Annotated in this window: 19 protein-coding genes; 4 read left to right on the top strand and 15 right to left on the bottom strand. The window is 42.8% G+C overall.

Features of this window, described 5'->3' with window-relative positions; genetic code table 11:
• Window positions 1-26: 26 nt before the first annotated feature.
• The 3 genes from L2748_RS07125 to bioB form a co-directional block, all read right to left on the bottom strand.
• Window positions 27-797 (bottom strand): methyltransferase domain-containing protein, encoded by a 771-nt coding sequence (locus tag L2748_RS07125; protein ID WP_220781991.1) that lies wholly within the window; start codon window positions 795-797, stop codon window positions 27-29.
• Window positions 798-866: 69 nt separating this feature from the next.
• Window positions 867-2,060 carry an 8-amino-7-oxononanoate synthase gene (gene bioF, locus L2748_RS07120; RefSeq protein ID WP_220781990.1) on the bottom strand — a complete coding sequence of 398 codons (1,194 nt, stop codon included), beginning with the start codon at window positions 2,058-2,060 and terminating at the stop codon, window positions 867-869.
• 235 nt (window positions 2,061-2,295) lie between these two features.
• On the bottom strand, window positions 2,296-3,348 hold the full coding sequence (gene bioB, locus L2748_RS07115; RefSeq protein ID WP_220781989.1) for a biotin synthase BioB: 1,053 nt from the start codon (window positions 3,346-3,348) through the stop codon (window positions 2,296-2,298).
• 248 nt (window positions 3,349-3,596) lie between these two features.
• Between bioB and bioA the strand changes: the two genes are divergently transcribed.
• The gene (gene bioA / locus L2748_RS07110; RefSeq protein ID WP_220783412.1) at window positions 3,597-4,937 is read left to right on the top strand and encodes an adenosylmethionine--8-amino-7-oxononanoate transaminase; all 1,341 of its coding nucleotides are present in this window, start codon (window positions 3,597-3,599) and stop codon (window positions 4,935-4,937) included.
• 58 nt (window positions 4,938-4,995) lie between these two features.
• On the opposite strand, the gene L2748_RS07105 is transcribed toward bioA, so the two are convergent.
• Window positions 4,996-5,934, bottom strand: coding sequence for a M61 family metallopeptidase (locus L2748_RS07105; RefSeq protein WP_220783411.1), 939 nt, complete (start codon window positions 5,932-5,934; stop codon window positions 4,996-4,998).
• 544 nt (window positions 5,935-6,478) lie between these two features.
• On the opposite strand from L2748_RS07105, the gene fusA reads away from it, so the two are divergent.
• Window positions 6,479-8,563 carry an elongation factor G gene (fusA, locus tag L2748_RS07100; protein WP_220783410.1) on the top strand — a complete coding sequence of 695 codons (2,085 nt, stop codon included), beginning with the start codon at window positions 6,479-6,481 and terminating at the stop codon, window positions 8,561-8,563.
• Window positions 8,564-8,661: 98 nt separating this feature from the next.
• Here the strand turns inward: fusA and L2748_RS07095 are convergent, their stop codons facing one another.
• From L2748_RS07095 to cobB, 3 genes are all read right to left on the bottom strand, one after another.
• Window positions 8,662-9,573 carry an MBL fold metallo-hydrolase gene (locus tag L2748_RS07095; protein WP_248957673.1) on the bottom strand — a complete coding sequence of 304 codons (912 nt, stop codon included), beginning with the start codon at window positions 9,571-9,573 and terminating at the stop codon, window positions 8,662-8,664.
• Between the two features lie 553 nt (window positions 9,574-10,126).
• On the bottom strand, window positions 10,127-10,585 hold the full coding sequence (locus tag L2748_RS07090) for an AAA family ATPase (protein WP_220781985.1): 459 nt from the start codon (window positions 10,583-10,585) through the stop codon (window positions 10,127-10,129).
• A 55-nt stretch (window positions 10,586-10,640) separates the two neighbouring features.
• Window positions 10,641-11,366 (bottom strand): Sir2 family NAD+-dependent deacetylase, encoded by a 726-nt coding sequence (gene cobB / locus L2748_RS07085; protein WP_220781984.1) that lies wholly within the window; start codon window positions 11,364-11,366, stop codon window positions 10,641-10,643.
• Window positions 11,367-11,634: 268 nt separating this feature from the next.
• On the opposite strand from cobB, the gene fur reads away from it, so the two are divergent.
• Window positions 11,635-12,066: a ferric iron uptake transcriptional regulator gene (gene fur / locus L2748_RS07080; RefSeq protein ID WP_220781983.1), complete on the top strand. Its 432-nt coding sequence runs from the start codon at window positions 11,635-11,637 to the stop codon at window positions 12,064-12,066.
• Window positions 12,067-12,123: 57 nt separating this feature from the next.
• On the opposite strand, the gene L2748_RS07075 is transcribed toward fur, so the two are convergent.
• Complete coding sequence (locus L2748_RS07075) at window positions 12,124-12,624, bottom strand: GNAT family N-acetyltransferase (protein ID WP_220781982.1); 501 nt, start codon at window positions 12,622-12,624, stop codon at window positions 12,124-12,126.
• A 153-nt stretch (window positions 12,625-12,777) separates the two neighbouring features.
• Between L2748_RS07075 and L2748_RS07070 the strand changes: the two genes are divergently transcribed.
• Complete coding sequence (locus L2748_RS07070) at window positions 12,778-14,442, top strand: FMN-binding glutamate synthase family protein (RefSeq protein ID WP_220781981.1); 1,665 nt, start codon at window positions 12,778-12,780, stop codon at window positions 14,440-14,442.
• Window positions 14,443-14,692: 250 nt separating this feature from the next.
• Here the strand turns inward: L2748_RS07070 and L2748_RS07065 are convergent, their stop codons facing one another.
• The 7 genes from L2748_RS07065 to L2748_RS07035 form a co-directional block, all read right to left on the bottom strand.
• Entirely contained in the window at window positions 14,693-15,619 is a 927-nt protein-coding gene (locus tag L2748_RS07065) for an AEC family transporter (RefSeq protein WP_220781980.1), read from the bottom strand.
• 435 nt (window positions 15,620-16,054) lie between these two features.
• Window positions 16,055-16,363: a hypothetical protein gene (locus tag L2748_RS07060; RefSeq protein WP_220781979.1), complete on the bottom strand. Its 309-nt coding sequence runs from the start codon at window positions 16,361-16,363 to the stop codon at window positions 16,055-16,057.
• Between the two features lie 242 nt (window positions 16,364-16,605).
• Complete coding sequence (gene sucD / locus L2748_RS07055; protein ID WP_220781978.1) at window positions 16,606-17,478, bottom strand: succinate--CoA ligase subunit alpha; 873 nt, start codon at window positions 17,476-17,478, stop codon at window positions 16,606-16,608.
• The gene (gene sucC / locus L2748_RS07050) at window positions 17,478-18,644 is read right to left on the bottom strand and encodes an ADP-forming succinate--CoA ligase subunit beta (RefSeq protein WP_028766998.1); all 1,167 of its coding nucleotides are present in this window, start codon (window positions 18,642-18,644) and stop codon (window positions 17,478-17,480) included. Before sucC ends, sucD begins: the two co-directional genes overlap by 1 nt.
• Window positions 18,645-18,722: 78 nt before the next feature.
• Complete coding sequence (gene odhB / locus L2748_RS07045) at window positions 18,723-19,919, bottom strand: 2-oxoglutarate dehydrogenase complex dihydrolipoyllysine-residue succinyltransferase (protein ID WP_220781977.1); 1,197 nt, start codon at window positions 19,917-19,919, stop codon at window positions 18,723-18,725.
• 32 nt (window positions 19,920-19,951) lie between these two features.
• Window positions 19,952-22,771, bottom strand: coding sequence for a 2-oxoglutarate dehydrogenase E1 component (sucA, locus tag L2748_RS07040; protein WP_220781976.1), 2,820 nt, complete (start codon window positions 22,769-22,771; stop codon window positions 19,952-19,954).
• Window positions 22,772-22,977: 206 nt separating this feature from the next.
• Entirely contained in the window at window positions 22,978-23,685 is a 708-nt protein-coding gene (locus L2748_RS07035) for a succinate dehydrogenase iron-sulfur subunit (RefSeq protein WP_220781975.1), read from the bottom strand.
• Window positions 23,686-23,689 lie beyond the last annotated feature (4 nt).

The raw sequence follows: 23,689 nt of genomic DNA, 5'->3' as shown, positions 1-23,689 counted from the left end.
GTTATCTCCAAGTCGCTCAGCTGCAATTAGCGCTTTTTGCGCGCCTTAATAAAGCAAATGTTATAAGTTAAAGGAAGGCCCTCTGGGGCTCGGCTCAACTCTGCCTTAGCTTGTAATGCTTGCCAATCTTTACGTCCTCTCAATGTGACCTGAGGCAAGTTAGCATCTTGTTGTTGCTTAACAATTGATGCACCAACTCCTTTAATCGACTGCAACATTGATTTAAGAGTGTCAAAATGTAAGCTGATCGCCTGCGTTTCACACAGCTCAATATCCCATTGTGATTTATCAAAGCTCGCTAACAGTGTGCTCTGTTCTATAAACTGATTTATTTTAAAACCCAAAGCAGACAATTGCTGCAAGCTATCTTTGGCGACGATGCTCATATTGAACTCTGCGCCCGCAGTTAGCACTCGATTAGCTTCTGTTACTGCTTGAGGCAGTTGTTGACACCATTGCAGAGCAACATTGGAGTAGATGCCGTCTACACTGTTATCGAGCAAAGGCAGGTTTTGAGCATCTGCACATATCGCTTGGTAATGTGGGTAATTAGCTGTCAGAGTGCTCAACATACCCTCGGCGATATCCAGGCAAATGACCTGCTCAACGCTTGGTAAATGCGCAAAACATGTGCCGGGGCCGGCACCAATATCCAATAATCGACCACTGACCTTAATTTGCTTTAACAAACGTCGAGCAGTCTGTTTTTGCAATACATCATAACTATGGTAGTTATCAGCTGCGGCAGAGAAACGTGCAGCAACTTGTTGCGTTAATGGCTTTGATCCTATATTCACTGCATTGGACCTTATGATCTAAATATTGAGGTAAAATAAACACGTAAAACAGATAATAGACAGCCAATATCAATCATTGTTTAAGATATCGGCCAGTACGCTCACTAAGGCAAGAATATCTTGCTCACAGTGATTGCTATTAAGCGTTAATCTGAGCCGTGCACTGCCTTGTGGTACCGTTGGTGGTCGAATGGCACCCAGCCAAAAACCATGCTCTTTTAGACGCTTGGCAACAGCCATCGTTTTAGCGGTATCCCCAAGCAAAATGGGTTGAATTGCAGTTTGAGAGTCTGACAACTCGATACTTTGTTCTAAACAGGCATTTCTAAAATAACGAATATTGTCATTCAGTTTTTGCCTTAACTCAGGCTGTTTATCAATCATGTGCAGTGCTGCATAGGCTGCGGCAGCGCAAGCTGGTGATAAGGCGGTTGAGTAAATATAATGGCGCGCATTGGCCACTAAAAAATCTATTAGCGCTTGGCTACCTAATATCGCTGCCCCCTGCCCGCCCATCGCTTTCCCAAAGGTGACTAACTGCACATCAATGTTAATATCTGCCGCGAGTGTTGTGGCGCCAAGACCGTTTTCACCTAATACACCAAAACCATGGGCATCATCGACAATTAACCAGCAATTATGTTGCTGACAAAGTGCCGACAACTCGGCTAAAGGCGCAAGATCACCATCCATACTGAATATACTTTCAGTCAATAGTGCACTTGGGCTGTATTTTTCAAGATAATGCTTAGCGCTGGCGATGTCATTGTGGTTAAAGCGCTTTAATTTAGCGCCGCTATCTTGAATGCCATCAATCACAGACGCGTGGATCAGTTTATCAGCAAGCACCACATCAGAATCGTTAAATAATGTTTTCATCAATGCGCTATTAGCACTAAATCCTGAGCAGAATAGTAAAGCTGCTTCATGGCCAGTTGCATCGCATAATGCTTGTTCTAATTTAACATGGGCTTCGCTATAGCCAACAACCAAAGGCGAAGCGGTACTGCCCACCCCAAAATCTCTTGCACCTTGATGCAACGCTTCAATAAGCGCCGCTGATGTGGACAAGCCGAGATAGTCATTACTGCTAAAGTTAACGTAAGGCAATGCATCAACTTCAAAGTAATTAGATTGGCTAGGGTCAAGCACTAAACTCAAACGCTTTCGTAATAAACCCGCTTGTTCTAGTTGCTGATTTTTATTCACTACTCGAGAAGAAAGCGACTCAGTCTTTTGACCTTGGTTGGAACTTGCTGACATTGATTATGCTCAGTTAAAAGGCTTAAGTGCCCAGGTGCTTCGTACGTCTGGCTTACGCAGCTGGCTGACTTGAATAGCCAAGGGTAGAAAATGGCGCTGCGGCGATAACCCGAGTTTGCTTCTAACTAAAGCGATTGGGCAAGCCTATCGACAAACAGCGCACATTTTGATGTTTACTCTAATCGCGACGCCAGCATTTTACATCTAAGTTGCTGGCGCTGCTAACAATAGCGATTTACAAGGCTGCGGCGTCGTAAAACGCAGACTGTTTTTTGTCTTGTTGCGCAGCCGCTTTCGCAAGCATGGCTTCATCTTGTTCTTTAGTTGCTGCTACGCCTTGCTCTGGGTGTAAGCCTAAACGTCTAAATAAACTCATATCATCGTTTTCTTCAGGGTTTGGTGTGGTTAACAATTTGCAGCCGTAAAAGATTGAGTTTGCGCCAGCAAAGAAGCACATGGCTTGCAGCTCGTCAGTCATGTTTTCACGCCCCGCAGACAGACGAACCCGAGATTTAGGCATAGTGATACGCGCAACAGCGATTGTACGCACAAACTCTAATGGGTCTAAATCATCAAGCTTTTCAAACGGTGTGCCTTCAACCTTTACCAACATATTAATGGGTACAGAATCAGGGTGCTGCTCTAGGTTTGCTAACTGTTGAATTAGCCCCGCTCTATCGGTGGCCTTTTCACCCATACCAACAATACCGCCTGAGCAGACTTTCATGCCCGATGCGCGCACATTGGTTAACGTATCTAACCGGCTTTGATAGGTGCGAGTGGTGATTACATCGCCATAATACTCTGGCGAGGTATCTAAATTGTGGTTGTAATAATCTAAGCCCGCATCTGCTAGCGTATTTGCTTGATCAGCAGAAAGCATACCTAACGTCATGCAGGTCTCCATGCCTAATGCCTTGACCTCCTCAACCATCGTCTTTAGGTATGGCATATCACGCTCTTTAGGGTTACGCCATGCAGCACCCATACAAAAACGTGAAGCACCTGCCGCTTTTGCGCTACGTGCTTCTGTTAATACGGTTTCCATTGCCATAAGGCGCTCTTTCTCGAGACCGGTATCGTAACGAGCGCTCTGCGGACAATACTTACAGTCTTCTGGGCAAGCACCCGTTTTTATCGACAGTAAACGACTAATTTGTACTTCATTAGGATCAAACTCTTGGCGATGGATACTCTGCGCCTGAAATAGAAGATCGTTCATAGGAAGTGCAAATAAGGCTTCAATCTCTTCACGCTTCCAGTTATTTCTTAGCTGTACTTCAGACATCTTGTTCCCTTTTCGCTCACTCGTTCAATTTATTGATTATTTTATTGGTACACCAGTCATTTTAACTCAGCTCTTATACCAACAACCGTATTGACAAGAGTTTGAGAGTGCAAACTATTTTATATAAAAAACAATTAACTACAAATAATTAGTTAACTTTAAAAGTAAATATTTTGCTTGCTTAGGATACCTGCAAGCCGTAACCTGTCAACGCCATACAAATTAAAAGGTTTACTAACGGTTAATTTATGAACACACAAAGCCAGTCTACGATAAACAGCATCGACCTTCAATTTGATAGAAAACACCTTTGGCATCCTTACACCTCAATGGCGAATGCACTGCCAGCTTATGGTGTAGTTGCTGCAGAAGGTGTTGAACTGCAATTACAAGACGGTAGCAAGTTAATCGATGGTACGAGCTCTTGGTGGGCTTGTGTTCATGGCTATAGCCACCCAAAAATCGTTGCAGCGATGCAGCAACAAACAGCAAAGCTCAGTCATGTCATGTTTGGCGGGATCACTCATCGACCCGCCGTTGAACTGGCGCGGCTACTCGTCGAGCTCACCAGTCCTAAATTAACCAAAGTATTCTTAGCCGACTCTGGCTCCATTGCGGTTGAAGTGGCGATGAAGATGGCGCTGCAATATTGGCAAGGTAAGGCAAATACCGATAAACAAAAAATCCTCACCATTAAAAACGGTTACCACGGTGATACCTTTGCCGCGATGAGCGTATGTGATCCAGAGGGGGGGATGCACACCATGTTTGGCGAGTTAGTCACCAAGCAGCTATTTGCCCCTGCACCGCAGTCTCGATTTGATGGTGAGTTTGATCCCGAAGAGTTGAATGAAATTGCCAGTATTTTTGAAGACAATCATCAACAAATAGCGGCGTTACTGGTTGAGCCTATAATGCAAGGCGCTGGCGGTATGCGTTTTTATCACTCAGATTACCTAGCTGCGCTACGAAAATTGTGCGACAAATATAATGTGTTATTGATATTAGATGAAATCGCTACAGGGTTTGGCCGCACAGGCAAGCTGTTTGCTTACGAACACAGTCAAATAGAGGCCGATATTTTGTGCCTTGGTAAAGCCCTTACTGGCGGTTATATTTCGTTGGCTGCGACTATGTGTAGTGATGAAGTCGCTCAAGGAGTAAGTGACTCGCCAGCAGGCGTATTTATGCATGGGCCCACATTTATGGGTAATCCGTTAGCTTGCGCAGCTGCCATTGCCAGTATTGAACTGATAAAAGAAAACCAATGGCAGACTCAAGTCAGTGCGATTGAAACACAGCTGAAGACGGAGTTGGCTGATGCTATCAACTATGAGCATGTAAACGATGTACGTGTACTTGGCGCTGTGGGCGTACTTGAAATGAGTTCAACGTTAAATACCGCAGAGCTGCAGCAAGAGTTTGTCAATTTAGGCGTGTGGATCAGACCTTTTTCTAACCTTATCTATATTATGCCGCCTTACTGCGTGACTGCTGAGCAGCTAAGTAAATTGACTCATGCGATGAAAACGGTTGCTGCCAACATTAACCCGTCTACTAATGACATTGCTTTCATCAGCCACGGTTAATACCTTTATAAAGAGTCAACAGAGTTGGCTCTTTATAAAACTGCTTAGTGCTTAGTGCTTAGTGCTTAGTATAGTAGCTGCTGACGTAAACTATTTGCGCTTGGCTAATAATTGGAAAATCAGTTCTCATAAAATACTTTTTATAAGTATCAGTAAACACGCTTGTTTTGCCCACTTTATCAAACTCATGCATCAGCTTGGAACCTGTGCTTTCTGCAGTAAGACAACATTCACTATAAGAAGCTATCACTTTGACTAAACTGTTGCCTTCAGCAATCAGTAAATTGTCCACTTCGATAAAAAATGCAGCGCCAGTCCAATAAACTCGCTTAAATGCTCGTTTACGCCACATATCATCAGACACATCAGCAAGTCGCCCTGGAGACCGCTTTGTTCTTTGCTCTCCTCGCATTAACCCATTACTAACCCTGCTAACAAACTGCTGAGCATTAATCGTGCCGCTTTTCAGCATCACAACATATTGCATGTAAGTAGCAAAACCCTCGTTGAGCCAAAACGATGGGTAATCCAAATAAGGTAAATAGAGGTGCGACAATTCATGATACAAGGTCCAATCAGCAACAAACTCCGTCAAAGGCGCGTAGGTATTAACCATCAGCTTAACCCTCACAGGCTTATCTCGTATAACTTGACCAAAAGGCACTGGTTCGTCTGCATTGTGTTTATGCGCAAACTCTATTTCAAGTTTATCTTGTGGGAGTTTACCTAATGTGTCTGTAACAGCCTCAACACCATGATAAAGCCACTTATTTAACTTTAGCTTTTCTGGATCCTGAATATTTTCCTCTAAGATAACTATCTCTGTAGCAAAGACTTTTACCGGTATGATAAAAGCTAATACCGCAGTGAATGTGGTGATGCCGAGCGCCCTACTAAAAATTCTGTACATTACTTTCGATATATAGCGAATACCATGCATTAACATGCCTAACCTTCTGCGAGTATTTCCATAAGTGATCCTTTTTACACTTGTCATCCCCTTAACCTCTGCTTCATTCACACTTACCATCTATTAAGTGACTCGATTAATCATTTAACTCTCTATGTTCTAAAAGTTGTATAAGCAAGCATTACTACCCTGTATCCATGGATACGAACAAAACCGATAAAACGTTTACAGCAAATCGGATAAAGCACCACCTTAAGCATTCTTGAACGAGCTAAAGTTCCCTGTTTTAATGTTGAGCCGAAATCATTATCTAATCTGCAGCACTTATGTGGCTTTAAGCATTGTTTACTGGTATCCATTTAGCCCAAATTTGACTAAACTGGGTCAAGCTTCGCGCAATCGCATGCCCAATTATTCTGTAGCTAAGATAAAAATCTATCACAAAAGCCAGAGATGGCTATTTTCCTAGCTTGGCGATCATATTTTTCAGCTCAGTTTTGGCTATAAAATGTGATTTTTTTATGATATTTCGTTTAATTTAGCCCTGAATGATAAAAATCGATAAAATAAATTGAAAAGTATTGCTATACTTGCGCGGAATTTTAGAACGTAACTCCAATAGAGTAGAAAAATGACTGATTTATCAAAGTACAGAAACATTGGTATCTTTGCTCACGTTGACGCGGGTAAAACTACTACAACTGAGCGTATTCTAAAGCTTACCGGTAAGATCCATAAGCTAGGTGAAGTGCATGACGGCGAATCAACAACTGACTTCATGGAACAGGAAGCTGAGCGTGGTATTACCATTCAGTCTGCTGCTGTTAGTTGTTTCTGGAAAGATCACCGTTTCAACGTTATCGACACCCCTGGTCACGTTGACTTTACAGTAGAAGTTTACCGTTCTCTTAAAGTTCTTGATGGCGGTATCGGTGTATTCTGTGGTTCTGGTGGTGTTGAGCCACAATCAGAAACTAACTGGCGTTATGCTAACGAATCTGAAGTTGCTCGTATCATCTTCGTAAACAAGTTAGACCGTATGGGTGCTGACTTCTTACGCGTTGTTAAGCAAACTAAAGACATTCTAGCTGCTAACCCACTAGTAATGGTTCTACCAATCGGTATCGAAGACGAGTTCAGTGGTGTTGTTGACCTACTTTCTCGTAAAGCATACGTATGGGATGATACTGGCGAAGCTGAAAACTACACAGTAACTGACGTTCCTGCTGACATGGTTGACCAAGTTGAAGAATACCGTGAAATGCTAATCGAGACTGCGGTTGAGATGGACGACGACCTAATGGAATCTTACATGGAAGGCGAAGAGCCATCTATGGAAGACATTAAGCGTTGTATCCGTGCCGGTACTCGTGACATGACTTTCTTCCCAACATACTGTGGTTCTGCTTTCAAGAACAAAGGTATGCAGCTTCTTCTTGACGCTGTTGTTGATTACCTACCAAACCCAGTTGAAGTTGATCCACAGCCTCTAACTGACGAAGAAGGTAACGAAACTGGTGAAGTTGCTCTAGTTTCTATCGATGAGCCACTAAAAGCGCTAGCATTCAAAATCATGGATGACCGTTTTGGTGCACTAACATTCGTACGTATCTACTCAGGTCAGCTACGTAAAGGCGACACGATTCTTAACAGTGCAACTGGTAAGACTGAACGTATCGGCCGTATGTGTGAAATGCAAGCTGATGAGCGTAACGAACTTGATTACGCACAAGCTGGTGACATCATCGCAATCGTTGGTATGAAGAACGTGCAAACTGGTCACACTTTATGTGATGTTAAGCACCCTTGTACTCTTGAAGCAATGGTATTCCCAGAGCCAGTTATCTCTATCGCAGTAGCGCCAAAAGATAAAGGCGGTTCTGAGAAAATGGGTATCGCTATCGGTAAAATGATTGCTGAAGATCCATCTTTCCGCGTAGAAACTGACGAAGACTCAGGTGAAACTATCCTTAAAGGTATGGGTGAGCTTCACCTAGACATTAAGGTAGACATCCTTAAGCGTACATACGGCGTTGAGCTAATTGTAGGTGAGCCTCAAGTTGCATACCGTGAAACTATCACTCGTGAAATCGAAGATAGCTACACGCACAAGAAGCAATCTGGTGGTTCTGGTCAGTTCGGTAAGATCGACTATGTTATCCGTCCAGGCGAAGCTAACACTGGCCTAACGTTCAAATCTTCTGTTGTTGGTGGTAACGTTCCTAAGGAATTCTGGCCAGCAGTTGAGAAAGGTTTTGCTAGCATGATGAACACCGGTACTGTTGCTGGTTTCCCTGTGTTAGACGTTGAATTCGAACTTAAAGATGGTGCTTTCCACGCAGTTGACTCGTCAGCTATCGCGTTCGAAATCGCTGCTAAAGGCGCATTCCGTCAATCTATGCCAAAAGCTGGCGCACAACTTCTTGAGCCTATCATGAACGTTGACGTATTCAGCCCAGATGACAACGTTGGTGACGTAATTGGTGACCTTAACCGTCGTCGTGGTATGATCAAAGACCAAAACGCTGGTGTTACTGGTGTTCGTATTAAGGCTGACGTACCGCTTTCAGAAATGTTCGGTTACATCGGTTCACTACGTACTATGACTTCTGGTCGTGGCCAATTCTCTATGGAATTCGCTCACTACAGCCAGTGTCCAAACAGTGTTTCTGAGAAAGTTATCGCTGAAGTTAAAGAAAGAGCTGCTAAGAAGTAACTATTAATTTAGTTATGACTCTTTAGAGTTTTAATCTTTAACAAAAGCCCATAGATGCAAATCTATGGGCTTTTTTAATAACTGGAAAGTGCTAACACCTACTCTTCTACATGAAAGTCAACGCTGTACTTAAGTAAGAAGTCTGCTTCTTTATAGTCAGGATACCGCTCTTTCATTGCAGCCATTGCTTCAGCTCTTGAACTCGCAGTTTTAGTAATCGACTGAAAATCATCAATATAATCAATCATTGCTTTGAATAACCCACTATTTGTCGCGTCGCCATGCCCTGGGTAGATAACTAAAGTCGGATCCTCATAGGCGTTATTAAATTCAAGCAGTTGCGCCTTCCAATTTTTAATATGTTCATCGGTTACCCCTTGCCCCATCCACAAATGTACCTTGTTATAACCAAGATCTGAGGTAAATAAACTGTTCAAGCCATCTACATAAATAGTTGTAACATGATTTGCCTCAGCAGGTAGATACCGAGTTTCAAGCTTGAGTTCTCCACCGTCACTGAAGGCCAGTCGATCTCCACTTATAACCGAGATATTATTCTCATAGTCAAAACCTTTTGGATTCAGAGCTGACTTAGGCTTTAGAGCGGGTTCATTATCAAGCCAGCCAACACTTTCCATCCAGGTAGAAAAGCCAATAATATCTTTTTTTATATCATTGTTTGCGACAACAACTTTCGCTGCTGGGAATTTTTCCATGAGTAAATTCATACCGATATAGTGATCAGGGTGCCCATGACTAATCAGAATAAAACTCAAAGGCAGCCCTTTGGCGTCAATCACTTCGGCAAGCTTTTCAGCCTCACTGGTTGAGCGCTGAACATCCATAACAATCAGAGATTTACCATTTGAAAAAAGATAGGAGTTAACGGTAGCAGTCGCACCTTTAAATGCGTCTACCGAGATATCACCTACTGCATATGCGTTAGTAATACTGTTAAGTAACAGGTAAATAGAAATAAATAGCATACCGAACATTTTACGTACCATCATACGAATCCTTTTATGTAATACCAGTCGGTATAAAGCATGAATCGACTCAGAACGTTTTTGGCAAACTCATTCAAGGCGAATAACGGCAAGCATGGTTGTCCCCTTGTGAAGTTTTCAACGCAAAAGTCTGCGACTAAAAACACTCCAAAATGGTTACCATATTTTTACACTGATTGGCATAAGCTAATGTCAAATTGCAAAAGTGCAATAAGAGCCTATGTTGACGGAGGCTTTGCTACACGATGTCATCTTGTCAGCGCAATGACCAGTTGTGTCATTTCGCCAAACAATGAAGCAATACCTTAGTCAATCAGATTAAAAGATAGGAGGGAGAGCGAGACCATTCAAGTAACGTAAAAATTAACTCTGAGGAAACCCAGCTGCTCACTTGAAATGGTAATAAGTGAGCGTTGGCTTGATAACGTATAAAAAATGCTATGTCACATTTGAAGTCAAAAGTGCTAAGCCTTGCAACCACAAATGGCGTAAACGCACTCAGAAGAGAGTCCTAAAGTAATCCGTTAAAGCGACTATTTAACATATACTTACCGAGTTAAAGCGTCTCAAAGCCCTGCGCCATTCTAATAATACTTTTCAGCGGAACACGGTGCTTATTCCTATCTGCACATAAAAGCTGGTGCTGTTTATTTTTAGGCTCACCGACTTGTTGTATTTGAATTTGATAGCCTTCAGATTTCGCCGCATCACAATAAGCTTCAAACTCCCACTGCGCCATATTAGTATTATCACAAATCACCACAGGAACTTTGCTGGCAATAGCATGAATGAACCGAGTTAAGTTAAGCTGATGGTACTTAGACAAATGTTTTGGATTGAAACGATATTCACCATCATGATAAAAAAACTCATCTGTAGAGCATATTTTAAATGATTCTGTCTCATCAGACTTTGGTAGGCTATTTACATATTCTTCTGCCCAGTAGCTCTTTCCGCTTCCCGGAAGTCCGCGCATGATAATAGCAATACCATTAAATTTCGTTGTTTGTAGCATCTCATCAACCCCAAAGCTTACTTTTCATAATCCACACCTAAATACAAGCAACGTGCTAGAGCACATTGCTGACTATTTTCCCGCTAAGAATATCATCGACAAGTTTCGGCACTAACTCACTCGCCTTACCTTCTAAATGATATTGAAACTGACTATGGCGATCTGCTGTTACTAGGTTTACTTCAACAGTTTGTGCCCCGTGATGATTAGCGGTATCAACAAAACCTGCAGCAGGGTAAACAGTACCTGAAGTCCCAATTGCGATAAATAGGTCACAGGTATCAAGTGCATGTTGAATTCTATCCAGCCCAAAAGGCATTTCGCCAAACCAAACAACATGTGGTCTAAGCCTTTGCGCGGGGATACAGCAAGTGCAACAATGCTCTGGACCAAAAGGTTCTCTTAATAAAAAAGTTTGTTGCGAGCGAGGACAACGCCCTTTGGATAATTCACCATGCATATGCAACAAACGTCTTGAGCCTGCTCTCTCATGTAAGTCATCAATGTTTTGCGTAATGACTAATAGCTCCCCTTGAAACTCTTGCTCTAATTTAGCCAGCGCAATATGCCCCGCATTAGGCTCTATATCGCCGTTATGAAACTGCTGCCATCTATCGTTATAAAAACCTTCAACTAGCTCGGGGTTATTAGCATAACCTTCAGGTGTAGCAACCTCTTCTATTTTATGTTCCTCCCACAAGCCGTCTTGATCTCGAAAGGTACGTAATCCAGATTCAGCAGAGATCCCTGCGCCAGTCAATATTACAATCTGTTGATACATCTACAGTCCTTTTTATTGGTCTTGGTTATTATTTTGCCTTTTTGTAGGCATAGATGACATTAGGCGTTAGTATAAATGGGTAATAACAATACAAAAAGTATGCTTAAATTGCTTGTTTTATATCTAGTTAATGGCTTTTATTTGCTTTAGAGGCTTTATTGCTAGATCAAAGGTTTAAGTTTTCAATTTGTACACATATAATGGTTTGAATACCCACAAATGAACTGATTAACTTATGGCTAATCGTTCTGCAATCAAGAGATCAATAATGACAGATGGAAATCAAGCGCTAAAGAAAGCGGGTTTGAAAGTGACCTTACCACGAGTCAAAATTCTAGAATTGATGCAAGCGCCAGAGAATCAACATATTAGTGCTGAGGACCTCTATAAGAAGTTACTCGACATGGGTGAAGAGATCGGTCTTGCGACGGTATATCGCGTTCTTAACCAATTTGACGATGCAGGCATTGTAACTCGTCATCATTTTGAGAGTGGTAAAGCGGTATTTGAGTTATCTTCTCAACATCACCACGACCATTTAGTGTGTTTATCTTGCGGTAAAGTTATCGAATTTTCTGACGAAATGATTGAACGTCGTCAAGATGAAATCGCAATGAAGCACAATATCAAGCTAACAAACCACAGCTTATATCTTTATGGCGTATGCACTAACGATGAGTGCGACCACGGCGACGCATAATTTTGCATACAAAACAAAAAACCAGCTAATAGCTGGTTTTTTTGTATCTATTTTACCTTAGAGCACTTTATGAAACACATTCACTTTATGACCCATAAATTTAGCTCTATTGCGTTCGGTCATCCCCACCTTACGCGCAACACCTTCTGAGCCTTTGTTACCCAGCAATATCAAAGCTATCGCTTCGTCTATGCCATAATCCTTAAATTGCTCTAAAGCGGCAATACCAGCTTCATAACCTATACCCTGCCCCCAATATTGAGGTAAATAACGGTAACCAAGCTCTACTTCATTAAACTCAGTAATAAAAGTTGGTCCACAAAACCCTATCACCTTACCGTCTGCTTTATGCTCTACCGCCCAGCGTCCATAACCACGCTCTTGGTAGCTCTTAGTTATGACATTTTCAAAAATTTGCTCAGCCTGAGTAATGGATGTCATCGGCTCGCCAGGTATATAAGTCAGTATTTCAGGAATACTATTTAGCAGAAAGATGGCTTTGGTATCCTTAGCTTCAAAATGACGCAGAATAAGCCTATCTGTCTCAGTAATAATCACAATAATCTCCTTTTGCATCTGTATCCCAAGTACTTTGCTAATATACTCATATTTTGTTTAGTTTAGAAAGTATTAAAACAAGTTTGCTTAAACGTTACCGATAGCGTTCAATAAACCTATGCTTTATAGAAGTCAGCAACAAAGGAATGCTTTATGACGATTATGCAAAAGGTCTATTGGATCATTGCCACCTTCGGAAACCTACTCGCCATCAACTATATGCTAAACAGTACAGGCGCATTTCCAAGCTTAGTTTTCACTTTTACCTTAATCTATACCGCTGTTGGCTATTTCGACATGTATCATAGTCGCCATACATTAAACCGTCTTTACCCCGTTGTAGCGTACCTGCGTTATTTCCTCGAGTCCTACCGAGTCGAAATTCAGCAATACTTTATTGCCAACGACACCGAGGAAACCCCTTTTAATCGAGAACAACGCTCGTTAGTTTATCAACGCTCTAAAAACGTCAGAGATACCATTGCCTTTGGCACCCAGCGAAACTTACTGGAGGATAATTACCTTAGCCTATGGCAATCCTTACACCCAAAAGAGGTTCATGACAGCGCTAAAAAAGTGAAAATCGGCGGTCCTGACTGCACACAACCTTATCAAGCGTCTTATTTCAATATTTCAGCCATGAGTTTTGGTTCTCTTAGCAGCAATGCAATTGAATCACTTAACCTTGGTGCACTTAAAGCGGGCTGCTATCACAATACTGGCGAAGGTGGTGTCAGCCCTTATCATTTAAAGCATCAAGGCGATATTGTTTGGCAAATTGGCTCAGGGCTATTTGGCTGTCGTGATAATAGCGGTAACTTTAATCCAGATAGCTTTAAAGCCATGGCCACTCGTCCACAGATAAAAATGATTGAGATAAAGCTGAGTCAAGGAGCCAAACCCGGTCATGGCGGCGTTTTACCCGCTGCAAAAATCACCGATGAAATAGCCACCATACGTCAAATCCCCAAAGGAGTTGACTGTGTTTCACCAGCGGTTAACCCTGAGTGTACAACGCCCAAAGCGCTATTGAACTTTGTTAAGACTCTAAGGGAACTCAGTGGCGGTAAACCTGTCGGTTTTAAGTTGTGCCTGGGCAACCCGGTTGAATTTCTCGGGCTGTGTAAAGCCATGATAGAAACAGGTATCACACCAGACTTCATCACTGTTGATGGTGCTGAAGGCGGCACAGGAGCGGCACCTGTTGAGTTTACAAACCGCTTAGGCATGATGTGCTTAGAAGCTGTATATTTTGTCCATAACGCGCTTACAGGTTGTGGGCTTAGAGATAAAATAAAAATTATTGCTTCAGGTAAAACGGCATCAAGTTTTGATCTGCTGGCCAAAATAGCCATGGGCGCCGATACAGTCAACGCTGCAAGAACCATGATGCTATCTCTTGGTTGTATTCAATCAAGGCATTGTAATACCAATTTATGTCCTACCGGCATTGCCACTCAAGATCCTGCCCGTAGCAAAGCTCTTAATGTCACGACTAAAAGTGAGCGGGTTAAAAATTATCACCATAATACGTTAAAGAGCTTTTTTGAGTTAGTGGGCAGCATGGGACTCGATACCCCCGACAAACTGCAGCCGCAAATGCTAAAACGCCGCACCCCCTATGGCTTATTGATGTCTGTTGGCAGTTTGATTGAGCCACTAAAGCCCAATGAACTACTTAATGACAATGACATAGCTGGACCATGGAATGATTGGTGGAACATGGCACAAACTAACGACTTTTATTCAGAGGATGTTTATATTCTTAGCCCAGCAGAGCTGTCACGACCCAAAAATAAAGTTCAACAGCACCATTAACTCAATAGGCGTAAACCAAATAGAAGTAAACCAAAGTGCCTCGTTGTAATATTTGTTGGTTAGATAATGCAGTAAAAGGCGTTATCTAATCTTCAACCAATTAAAAAGCACTGCTCGCAAGTAAACTTGCGTAAAAAAGCATAGTCAGAAAATGGCACAACCTAGCCAAACACGAGTGCTAAACAATAATTCTTTACCTCTTATTGAACCACACCAGTACACTTATGCTTAGAGCTGCCCATGGCTCACATCACAGTAAAATAGCTAACCATATACTCATGGTTATCACCGATAGCATTGTTGATAGGACTACAGTACTCGCAATAACCGATTGCAGCGCCTTAACTTGCATAGCGATAAGATAAGCATTAACCCCAAGTGGCGAAGCACTGAGTAACACTACTACGGCTAGGTTTTCAGCTCCCAAATTAAAACCATATAAGCCCACTAAATAAACACATAATGGCAATAGAACCAGTTTAATTAACGATGATGTCAGCGCAAGCTGCCAATCTTGAGAAATCTTATAAAAACTTAAGTTAGCCCCCAAAACAAACAAAGCGCACGCTAATGCTGGTGTGCTTAACAAAGTTAATCCGTTTGCTAACTCATCAACTAAAGGGATTTGCAATAGGTTTAAGGCTAAGCCCGCCGACAAGCTCAACACTATAGGATTAAACACGATTCCTTTTAACAGAGACCAAAGTCCAACCCCTTCAGCATCTTGCTTATGTCCTATTACAAGCGTTAACGAAAACAACAATGCACTGTGGAAAGTAATAATCGCAAAAACATTACCTATCATTGCTTCGCCTAGTGCACCCACTATGACCGGAAGTCCGACTAAAATTGTGTTTGAGTAACTACAACCTAAACCAAATACTACGCTAGGAGTATTGGTACTCGGCAGGTCTCGGTTTAGCCACGCATACAGAGTCGCACTTACAGCGTATATCAATAACACCGGCAGATAAAAACTGGCCAAACTTTTTGGATCAAAACTTTTAGCTAGATCCGCTTGGTACATATTGATAAACAGAAACGCAGGAATTGAAAGATAAAAAGTAAACTGGCTTATCCCCGCAATATGTTCTTTAGTAAACGTCTCTCTCACGGTAAAGAAGTAACCTAAACTTGCCATCAAAAGTAACGGCAAGATAATAGACAATGTCGACATAGCGGAGATCCTTGTAACCACTTTTAAGATCTCCTAGAGCCGTCAATTATTAAACAATTGATAAGACCAGTGAAATGAGATTTTGCGCGATGATGATAACAAAAAACTATTTTATTAACAAAATAGATCCTGCTCTATCCGAAAGGAGTGATGAGATTAATCTGGTAGTAATTTTTCAAGGTTAATTCTGCTAACAAGCCACTTGTAGTTGATCGTATTTCACTGCGATAAAGTTAAAAAGTCTTGTATAAGCGACATTGACAACATCCATGTCGATTGCAATGAGCGTATTTCATATAAAATACAGATTGAGATAAATTGGCTTATCGAATTGATTTTATCATGGGATATGAAGCGAGCAAGAATGTGCTAACCACGGTGTTTATTAACTTCAAATCAAGGTTCGCGAATATCGCGGATCAGAATTAGTTTGCGCTACTGACTGGAGATATTAAGCGGGATGATATTGCAAAAAATCTCTTTTTCGAATTGTTGCTCTAACCTGTCACGCCAGCATTGCTTGTTAATCGGAACAAGATAAAACTGTTCTCGTGACGTATCTGTGACAAATGCCAAACCATGGCGCATGAGCTCAAAGTGAATATCGTTTACAAAATCTGAAGAAAAGTTCTGACGACCAGTTAACTGATTGATATCTTTACGAGTGAGTGCTACGCCTTCATTAAGATCACCAAACCTTAATCGTAACCAATCAGAAAACTCTTTCGCGCTTACCATAGACATAAAAATTACCTACAAGTTCCCTATAGATAAATTAGGTATAACAGATTGTTAAAACTACGCCATTATTTGGCTTAATTTAGCCGTATTTATCGCCATTCGTTCTAGTTAGATTAATAAACGTGAAACTAAAATCTAAAAATAATCAGCAGGCTTGAAAATTTTACACTCAAACTTCTTTAGTAAACACTCCCTAAGGCCAACAAAAAAAGGCGCCGAAGCGCCTTTTTAAACGAAGTTAGAAATTACCAACCTGTTTTAGTACGTAGTGCCTTACCGATGTCAGCAAGTGAACGAACAGTTGTTACGCCTGCAGCTTCTAGAGCTGCAAACTTATCCTCTGCCGTACCTTTACCACCAGCGATAATTGCGCCTGCATGGCCCATACGCTTACCTTCAGGTGCCGTAACACCAGCAATGTATGAAACAACAGGCTTAGTTACGTTAGCCTTGATGTATTCAGCCGCTTCTTCTTCAGCAGTACCACCAATTTCACCAATCATTACGATTGCTTCGGTTAGCGGATCGTTTTGGAACATTTCCAATACGTCGATGAAGTTAGTACCTGGAATTGGGTCACCGCCAATACCAACACAAGTAGACTGGCCGAAACCTTCGTCAGTCGTTTGCTTAACCGCTTCGTACGTTAACGTACCAGAGCGTGAAACAATACCAACTTTACCTGGCTTGTGGATGTGACCAGGCATGATACCAATCTTACATTCACCCGGAGTGATAACACCTGGGCAGTTTGGACCGATCATGCGAACGCCAGTTTCTTCAAGCTTAACTTTAACTTGAAGCATATCTAACGTTGGGATCCCTTCAGTAATACAAACGATTAGCTCAATGCCACCGTCGATTGCTTCTAGGATTGCATCTTTACAGAAAGGTGCTGGTACGTAGATAACTGAAGCTGTTGCGCCAGTCACTTCTACCGCATCTTTAACAGTATTAAATACTGGCAGACCTAGGTGAGTTTGACCACCTTTTCCTGGAGATACACCACCAACCATCTTTGTACCGTAAGCGATAGCTTGCTCAGAGTGGAATGTACCTTGACCGCCAGTGAAACCCTGACAGATAACTTTGGTATCTTTGTTAATTAGTACAGACATTATTTGCCCTCCGCAGCAGCTACAACTTTAACAGCAGCGTCAGTTAGTGACTCTGCTGCAATAATGTCAAGACCTGAGCTTGCCAATACATCGCGACCTAGGTCTGCGTTTGTACCTTCAAGACGTACAACTACAGGCACTTCAACACCCACTTCTTTAACTGCGCCGATGATGCCTTCAGCAATCATGTCACAACGTACGATACCACCAAAGATGTTCACAAGAACCGCTTTAACGTTATCGTCAGATAGGATGATCTTGAATGCTTCAGCAACACGCTCTTTAGTTGCTCCACCGCCTACGTCTAGGAAGTTAGCTGGCTTGCCACCGTGTAGGTTAACAATATCCATGGTACCCATAGCTAGGCCTGCGCCGTTAACCATACAACCAACGTTTCCGTCTAGTGCGACATAGTTAAGCTCAAACTTAGCCGCGTGTGCTTCGCGAGCATCATCTTGTGATGGATCGTGCATTTCACGGATTTTTGGTTGACGGAATAGTGCGTTACCATCGATACCAATCTTGCCATCAAGACAGTGAATGTTGCCTTCGTCAGTGATAACAAGTGGGTTGATTTCTAGTAGTGCGAAATCATGGTCTTCAAACATTTTCGCTAAGCCCATAAAGACTTTAGTGAATTGCTTCATTTGAGTAGGGTTTAGACCTAACTTGAAGCCAAGATCGCGTGCTTGGTACGGCTGTGGACCAGTAAGCGGATCGATGATTGCTTTGTGGATCAACTCTGGCGTTTCTTCAGCCACAGTTTCAATTTCCACACCGCCTTCAGTAGACGCCATAAATACAACACGACGTGTTGCACGGTCTACCACTGCACCTAGGTACAATTCATTTGCAATGTCAGTGCAGCTTTCTACTAAAATTTTAGCAACTGGCTGGCCTTTCTCATCAGTTTGGTAAGTAACAAGGTTCTTACCTAACCAATGTTCAGCAAACGCTCGGATCTCTTCTTTGTCGCCAGTGACTTTAACGCCACCTGCTTTACCACGGCCGCCAGCGTGTACTTGACACTTAACAACCCACATATCACCGCCAATGTGTCCTGCTGCTTCAACTGCTTCTTGGGCAGTATCACATGCAAAACCTTCTGACACTGGTAAACCATATTCGGCAAATAAAGATTTCGCCTGATACTCATGCAAATTCATGATGATCTATCCATTATACTTCTTGTGTATTTCAACAGGCCCAAATGGGCCTGCACGAGGGTATTGTTTGTTCTTGGCCTATAGGTCAAGTAACAAACGAGTTGGATCTTCTAGGAAGTCTTTAATAGCAACCAAATAACCAACTGATTCACGACCATCTACAATACGGTGATCGTAAGAAAGTGCGAGGTACATCATAGGCAGGATTTCAACCTGACCATTAACTGCCATTGGGCGATCTTTAATAGCATGCATGCCTAAAATCGCGCTCTGTGGCAGATTCAAGATTGGTGTTGACATCAATGAGCCAAATACACCACCGTTAGTCACGGTGAAGTTACCACCAGTCATGTCATCAACGGTTAGCTTACCGTCGCGACCTTTAATAGCTAATTCACGAACATTACGTTCGATATCAGCCAGACTCATCTTGTCAGTATCACGCAGTACAGGGGTGACAAGACCACGAGGAGTCGATACAGCAATGCTCACATCAAAGTAGTTGTGGTAAACAATATCGTCACCATCAATTGATGCGTTCACTTCTGGGAAACGCTTAAGTGCTTCAGTAACCGCTTTCACGTAGAAAGACATGAAACCTAGACGAATACCGTGGCGCTTTTCAAAAATCTCTTGATACTGCTTACGGATATCCATGATTGGTTTCATGTTAACTTCGTTAAACGTGGTTAACATAGCAGTAGAGTTTTTCGCTTCTAATAAACGATTAGCAATCGTTTTACGAAGACGTGTCATTGGCACACGTTTTTCGCTACGTTCTGCTAAAGGTGCAACAGCAACGGGTGCTGAAGGTGTCGGAGCTGCAGCAGGTTTGTTTTTCACAAATGCTTCAACGTCTTCTTTAGTAATGCGTCCACCAACGCCCGTACCTTTAACCGCATTTGCATCTACGTTATGCTCAGCAATTAAACGACGTACAGATGGGCTTAATGCATCATTTGATTCATCAGCTGTTTCGCTGGCAGGAGCTGCTGCTGCTTCCGCTTGTGCTTTAGTCACTTCTTGACCGGCAACTGCGCCAGCAACAAAGCTTGCAATCACTGCCTCACCCAGTACCGTATCACCTTCTTCAGCTAAAAATGCTGAGATCTGGCCGTCTTCTGGCGCAACAACTTCAAGTACAACTTTATCAGTTTCAATATCAACAAGGATTTGATCACGAGAAACTTGCTCGCCAGCTTGAACATGCCAAGTAGCAATAGTCGCATCAGCAACTGATTCTGGCAGTACGGGTACCTTAATTTCGATACTCATGGATTACGATCCTTCTTATAAATGTTCTATTACTACAGCTTTAATGCACTGTTGATTAATGATTCTTGTTGCTGAGCATGCAATGATGGATAACCGCATGCTGGCGCAGCTGAGGCTTCACGACCGGCGTAGCTCAATTGAGCTCCAGCAGGGATGACGCTCCAGAAATGGTGTTGACTGCAATACCAAGCACCTTGGTTTTGCGGCTCTTCTTGGCACCATACAAAATCTTTTACGTGGCTATATTCAGCAAGGGCTGCTGCCGCTTCATCGTGAGGGAACGGATAAAGCTGTTCAACACGAATAAGTGCCACGTTCTCTAGACCTTCTTTACGACGACGCTCAAGTAGCTCAAAGTAAACTTTACCGCTACAGAATACGACTCTATCGACTTTAGTTGCGTCTAGCTCATCGATTTCACCAATAACGTTTTGGAAGGTCCCTTCAGCAAGCTCTTCCAAACTTGAAACCGCTAGCGGGTGACGTAGCAAAGACTTAGGAGACATAACCACAAGCGGACGGCGCATAGGGCGCACAACCTGACGACGCAGCATGTGATACACCTGTGCAGGCGTTGATGGCACGCATACTTGCATGTTGTGGTTAGCACAAAGCTGTAAGAAGCGCTCTAAACGTGCACTAGAGTGCTCTGGACCTTGACCTTCGTAACCATGAGGCAATAACATCGTTAGACCACATAGACGGCCCCACTTTTGCTCACCTGATGATAGGAACTGGTCAATTACCACTTGAGCACAGTTAGCAAAGTCACCAAACTGAGCTTCCCAAAGGGTTAAGCCACCCGGTTCTGCTGTCGCATAACCATACTCAAACGCTAATACTGATGCTTCAGAAAGCACTGAGTCAGTAATATCAATCGGTCCTTGCTCATCAGCAATGTTACGTAGTGGCATATAAGCCGTTGCATCATTTTGATTGTGCAATACCGCATGACGGTGGAAGAAAGTACCACGGCCCGAATCTTGACCAGTAATACGAATGCGTTGCTTGTCTTCAAGAATCGATGCGTAAGCTAAGGTTTCAGCAAAGCCCCAATCAAGCAGCTTCTCGCCGGATGCCATTGCTAAACGATCTTTGTAGATTTTAGCCACGCGAGACTGCAATTTATGGCTTTCTGGCACATAACTGATTTTGTCAGCAAGATTTTTAATGCGGTCAAGTGACATGTGAGCATCGTAAGAGTCATTCCACTCTGCACCGATGTATGGACTCCAGTCAACCGAGTGAAGTGTCATTGGACGCCACTCTTTAACCACACAATCACCACCATCTAATGCATCACGGTAATCGTTAACCATAGAGGTGACATCGTCGCTACCAAGCGTGTTTTCAGCAATTAAGCGGTCTGCATAAATTTTTCTTGGCGTTGGATGTTTTTTGATTTTAGCGTACATCAATGGCTGAGTTGCACTAGGCTCATCAGCTTCGTTATGACCATGGCGGCGATAACAAACTAAATCAATTACCACGTCGCGTTTAAACTCGTTGCGATAATCAACGGCAAGCTGCGACACAAAAGCTACAGCTTCTGGATCATCTGCATTGACGTGGAAAATCGGAGCCTGAACCATCTTAGCGATATCGGTACAGTACTCAGTAGAGCGCACATCTTCTGTTAAGTTAGTGGTGAAACCCACTTGGTTGTTAACCACGATGCGGATACTGCCGCCAACCTTAAAGCCACGAGTCTGTGACATGTTAAAGGTTTCTTGCACGATACCTTGGCCAGTAATTGCCGAGTCACCATGAATGGTGATTGGCATGACTTGCTTGCCTGTATCGCAGCCACGACGATCAAGTCGAGCACGAACAGAGCCGATAACCACTGGGTTAACAATCTCTAGATGAGATGGGTTAAAGGCTAGCGCTAAGTGAACGTTGCCGCCAGGGGTTTCAAAATCTGAAGAAAAGCCTTGGTGATACTTAACATCACCACTACCGTTTAATTCGCTGTGTTTACCAGCAAATTCATCAAACAGTTCCGACGGTTTCTTACCAAGAATGTTTACCAGTACATTTAAACGACCGCGGTGGGCCATACCAATAACCACTTCTTTAGTACCCGCATCACCTGCTCGGTAGATGATCTCACGCATCATAGGAACCAGCGCGTCGCCGCCTTCTAATGAAAAGCGTTTTGCACCTGGGAATTTAGCGCCTAGGTATTTTTCCATACCTTCTGCGGCGTTAAGTCCTTCAAGAATTCGAGTTTTATCCGCTTTAGAGTAATTTGCAGCACCGAGAGAAGGCTCAAGACGTTGCTGTAACCAACGTTTCTCATCAGTGTCGGTAATGTGCATATACTCAGCACCAATAGAGCCACAGTAAGTCGCTTTTAGTGCTTTAACTAAGTCCACCAGCTTCATGGTTTCGCCACCATGAGCAAATGAACCGGTGTTAAATTGACGCTGCATGTCATCGGCATCTAGGCCATGAAATGCTGGGGCTAACTCAGACACCTTATCGCGCTTCCAAATATCAAGCGGATCTAAATTGGCGTTCTGATGACCACGGAAACGGTGAGCGTTAATTAACTGTAGGACTTTAACTTGTTTTGCATCGACTTCATGATCGGTCACCTTAGGTGAACCTTTCTGACGTCCATCTAATGCAAGACTACGAAAATAGTCACGTACTTTAGAGTGGGCAGCTTCTGGTACATCTGCAGATGAACCATTAACTAGAGGGAGGTTATCAAACACGACACGCCAGTCTTCAGTTACCGACTGTGGATCGACTTGATAGGCTTCATACATCTCTTCTACATAGGTCGAATTCGCGCCATTAAGGTGTGACGATTCGAGCCAGGCTTTCATGATGCCTTGGTGCATTTCTATTCCTTTCAAACTGTATACACGTGCTTAGCCAAAGTCATAAATACAGAGGGTTAAGCTCAGCCAAACTCTCTGTAATCTCTGTAGCCCCGATAGTTCCAGATCTTATTTATATTTGTCTTCCGTGACATAAAAAGAGCCACCCTCCACAGGGAAAGTGACTCATATAGAGCTATATCAATATCGGCTCTTTATTCTGCATACTAAACGGCTCTCTGCAGCAGCATAGACTTAATGTGTCCAATTGCTTTTGTCGGATTAAGCCCTTTAGGACAAACATCAACACAGTTCATGATGCCGTGGCAGCGGAATACACTGTATGCGTCATCAAGACCCGATAAACGTTCTTCAGTCGCCGTATCGCGGCTGTCAATCAAGAAGCGATAAGCATGTAGCAAGCCACTTGGACCGATAAATTTATCTGGGTTCCACCAGAACGAAGGACAAGCGGTAGAACAACATGCACACATAATACACTCGTAGAGTCCATCTAAGTGCTCACGTTCTTCCGGTGATTGCAGATGCTCACGCGCAGGCGTTTTTTCATCGTTAATCAAGAAAGGCTTAATCTTCTCGTATTGGGTGTAGAACTGAGTTAAATCAACAATCAAGTCACGTACAACTGGCATGCCAGGTAACGGACGGATTTCAATCTTTTTACCCTTGAAGGTAGAAACTGGCGTGATACACGCTAGACCGTTTTTACCATTCATGTTGATACCATCACTGCCACACACACCTTCACGGCATGAACGTCTAAAGGCAAGTGTCGGATCTAACTCTTTTAGCTTGAGCAATGCATCAAGGACCATCATATCGGTACCTTCATCCACTTCTAAGCTGTAATCCTTCATGTAAGGCTTAGTGTCTACATCAGGATTGTAGCGATAAACTGCAAATTCCAATTTCATCGGG

This window comes from Shewanella sairae, from assembly GCF_023283535.1.
In the GTDB taxonomy this organism is placed as follows: domain Bacteria; phylum Pseudomonadota; class Gammaproteobacteria; order Enterobacterales; family Shewanellaceae; genus Shewanella; species Shewanella sairae.
Note: the sequence above shows the minus strand (reverse complement) of the source record. Positions and strands in the feature narration are given on the sequence as shown.

What these genes read in the sequence shown, in the direction of transcription:
- bioF (WP_220781990.1), bottom strand. Translation starts at nt 2,060, where the DNA reads ATGTCAGCAAGTTCCAACCAAGGTCAAAAGACTGAGTCGCTTTCTTCT.
- bioB (WP_220781989.1), bottom strand. Translation starts at nt 3,348, where the DNA reads ATGTCTGAAGTACAGCTAAGAAATAACTGGAAGCGTGAAGAGATTGAA.
- bioA (WP_220783412.1), top strand. Translation starts at nt 3,597, where the DNA reads ATGAACACACAAAGCCAGTCTACGATAAACAGCATCGACCTTCAATTT.
- L2748_RS07105 (WP_220783411.1), bottom strand. Translation starts at nt 5,934, where the DNA reads ATGACAAGTGTAAAAAGGATCACTTATGGAAATACTCGCAGAAGGTTA.
- fusA (WP_220783410.1), top strand. Translation starts at nt 6,479, where the DNA reads ATGACTGATTTATCAAAGTACAGAAACATTGGTATCTTTGCTCACGTT.
- L2748_RS07095 (WP_248957673.1), bottom strand. Translation starts at nt 9,573, where the DNA reads ATGATGGTACGTAAAATGTTCGGTATGCTATTTATTTCTATTTACCTG.
- L2748_RS07090 (WP_220781985.1), bottom strand. Translation starts at nt 10,585, where the DNA reads ATGCTACAAACAACGAAATTTAATGGTATTGCTATTATCATGCGCGGA.
- cobB (WP_220781984.1), bottom strand. Translation starts at nt 11,366, where the DNA reads ATGTATCAACAGATTGTAATATTGACTGGCGCAGGGATCTCTGCTGAA.
- fur (WP_220781983.1), top strand. Translation starts at nt 11,635, where the DNA reads ATGACAGATGGAAATCAAGCGCTAAAGAAAGCGGGTTTGAAAGTGACC.
- L2748_RS07070 (WP_220781981.1), top strand. Translation starts at nt 12,778, where the DNA reads ATGACGATTATGCAAAAGGTCTATTGGATCATTGCCACCTTCGGAAAC.
- L2748_RS07065 (WP_220781980.1), bottom strand. Translation starts at nt 15,619, where the DNA reads ATGTCGACATTGTCTATTATCTTGCCGTTACTTTTGATGGCAAGTTTA.
- L2748_RS07060 (WP_220781979.1), bottom strand. Translation starts at nt 16,363, where the DNA reads ATGTCTATGGTAAGCGCGAAAGAGTTTTCTGATTGGTTACGATTAAGG.
- sucD (WP_220781978.1), bottom strand. Translation starts at nt 17,478, where the DNA reads ATGTCTGTACTAATTAACAAAGATACCAAAGTTATCTGTCAGGGTTTC.
- sucC (WP_028766998.1), bottom strand. Translation starts at nt 18,644, where the DNA reads ATGAATTTGCATGAGTATCAGGCGAAATCTTTATTTGCCGAATATGGT.
- odhB (WP_220781977.1), bottom strand. Translation starts at nt 19,919, where the DNA reads ATGAGTATCGAAATTAAGGTACCCGTACTGCCAGAATCAGTTGCTGAT.
- sucA (WP_220781976.1), bottom strand. Translation starts at nt 22,771, where the DNA reads ATGCACCAAGGCATCATGAAAGCCTGGCTCGAATCGTCACACCTTAAT.
- L2748_RS07035 (WP_220781975.1), bottom strand. Translation starts at nt 23,685, where the DNA reads ATGAAATTGGAATTTGCAGTTTATCGCTACAATCCTGATGTAGACACT.